The sequence below is a fragment of the Oleiphilus sp. HI0117 genome (genome assembly GCF_001635235.1).
Genome location: NZ_LWGA01000981.1, coordinates 1 through 617, shown reverse-complemented (window position 1 = coordinate 617; position 617 = coordinate 1). Strand labels below are relative to the sequence as shown.

1 pseudogene is annotated in these 617 nt (G+C 48.0%); it reads left to right on the top strand.

The window, feature by feature from the left end:
* Window positions 1-617 (top strand): annotated as a pseudogene (locus A3757_RS17630) (DNA polymerase III subunit alpha); the annotation flags it as partial.

The following is a 617-nucleotide window of genomic DNA, read 5'->3' as shown; positions in this document are numbered from 1 at the left end:
TGGATGGGCGAGACCGGGTTATCTCTTATGTTGCTGATCATTACGGCAGGGATGCGGTATCGCAGATTATTACCTTTGGTACGATGGCAGCAAAGGCTGTGGTGCGAGATGTTGCGCGTGTGCAGGGTAAATCTTACGGTTTGGCTGACCGGCTTTCGAAGATGATTCCTTTCGAAATCGGCATGACTTTGTCAAAGGCGATTGAGCAGGAACCGACCTTAAAAACTTTTCTTGATGAAGACGAAGAAGCCCAGGAGATCTGGGAAATGGCTGTCTGTCTAGAAGGGATTACGCGTAACGTCGGTAAGCACGCCGGTGGTGTTGTTATCGCACCGACTAAACTGACAGACTTTGCTGCACTTTATTGTGATGAAGAAGGCGGTGGCCTGGTTACCCAGTTCGATAAAAATGATGTTGAAGATGCAGGCCTGGTTAAGTTCGACTTCTTGGGGCTTCGTACTCTAACTATCGTTGACTGGGCTTTGAAGATGATTAACCCTCGCTTGGCAGCGAAAGGTAAAGAGCCTATTAATATTGACCATATCCCACTGGATGATAGGCCCTCTTTTGAATTGCTGAAGTCAGCAGAAACAACGGCGGTATTCCAGCTGGAATCC